2 protein-coding genes are annotated in these 1,695 nt (G+C 69.0%); both read right to left on the bottom strand.

All coding sequences use genetic code 11. From position 1 onward, the window contains the following. A partial coding sequence (gene murJ, locus AC2VNT_RS17380) for a murein biosynthesis integral membrane protein MurJ (protein ID WP_486948037.1) occupies window positions 1-1,458 on the bottom strand: 1,458 nt, incomplete at its 3' end. After that, window positions 1,455-1,695, bottom strand: a 241-nt coding sequence (locus tag AC2VNT_RS17375) for a hypothetical protein (protein ID WP_486948036.1), incomplete at its 5' end; no start/stop codon positions are given. The genes AC2VNT_RS17375 and murJ, both read right to left, overlap by 4 nt.

Genomic DNA, 1,695 nt, shown 5'->3' with positions numbered 1-1,695 from the left:
CACCACCTCGGTGTCGACCAGATGGCCACCGACGGGCAGCAATGCGCGCCGCAACAGGTAGTAGCCGACGATCGCCCCCGACAGGAACGCGACGCCGTTGGCCGTGCCCAAGTAGGCGGCGACCAGATCGGGTGTGCTGGTGAGATGCGGTGCCAGCAGGGAGCCGAGGATTTTGACCGTGGTGATGACGACGATGATCGCGATCGGCGTCCAGGGCTGCTCGCGGGCATAGAAGACGCGCAGCTGCAACAGCACCAGGGCATAGGGGATCAGGGTGAACGCGGAAAGCGCAACGGCGGCACCCAGGTACCCGGCGTCGACGGCGCCGAAGTTGCCGTAGGCGAACAGCGCGCTGCCGATCGCCGGGCCGCCTACCGTCATCACCGCCACCGTCGGGATCAGGGTGACCATCATCAGCCGGGTAGCCAGCGACAGGTCCGCGAGCACCGCGGGGGTGTCGTCGGCGGCGGCATTGCGGCTCAACCGCGGCATCACGACCGTCAGCACCGTCACGCCGATCATGCCGAACGGCAGCTGCAGCAGCAGCCACGCATAGTAGTAGATTGCCGGTCCGGAGGCGGCCGCGGTGCTGGCGATCTCGTTGGCGACCACCAGACCGGCCTGACTGATCAGCACATAGAGCACCATCGCGGCGGCCATCGCGCCGAAGCGCTTGAGCCGCTGGTCGATGCCCCACAGCGGACGCAGGCTGATGCGTTCGCGCCTGATCGCTACCAGCAACACCACGGTCTGGGCGACGACCCCGAGGGTCGTGCCGATGCCGAGCACCAGCAGCTTGGCATTGCCCATCCGCACCGGGTCGACCGAGAGCTCCCCCGGCACCGCCAGGTAGAGCCCCAGGGTAGCGATCGCCACCGTGTTGTTGACCACCGGTGCCCACGCCGGTGGCCCGAAGACGTTCCGGTTGTTCAGGATCGCCATGAACACCGACGACAGGCCGTAGCAGATCACCTGCGGCAACAGCAGGTAGGCGAACGCGGTGGTCAGTGCTGCGTTGACCCGGGGATCACCGCCCAGCATCAATCGCACCAGCAGCGGGGCAGCAGCCACCGACATCACGGTGGTCACCAGCAGTAACGCGGTGGCGAGGGTGACGAGGCGTCGCACGAACCCGGCTCCGCCGTCGGTGTCGTCTCGTTCGGCGCGGGCCAGCACCGGCACGAAGATCGCGGTGAACGTCGCCTCCAGCACCAGGGCCGCAATCTGGTTCGGCAGCTGGTTAGCCACCGAGAAGGCGCTAGTCAGTGCGGCGCCCAGGATGGCTGCCAGCAACACGATCCGGGCAAAGCCGGTGATCCGGCTGACCAGCGTCGCCAGCGCCATCCCCCAGGACCGTGACACCACCGCGGCGTCGGTGAGTTCCGGGCGCGCGGCCGGGCTGCCCCGCCGCGGCGCCGGCTGGCCGGCTGGCCCGGCGCGTTGGCCCGGCGAACTCATCTGGGGGTTCCTGTGCCTGCGCGGTGTTCGATGTGCGGACCTGCAGTCGCGGGGGCGCGGTCCAAGTCGGCGGGGTCGGGCTGGCCGCGGAAGCGGTGCCAGAGCCGACGTCCGGCTAATGCCACCAGCAGCACGGCGGCTGTCATGGTGATCATGAAGAGCACCATCCCGTAGGCGTTGGAGTGCACCGACAGCCGTGCCGGCTCGCCGAGCGGCAACCCGTCCGGGGTGCGCAGC

The sequence above is a fragment of the Mycobacterium sp. TH-M15 genome (genome assembly GCF_057473705.1).
This window is presented reverse-complemented; position numbering and strand designations above follow the sequence as displayed.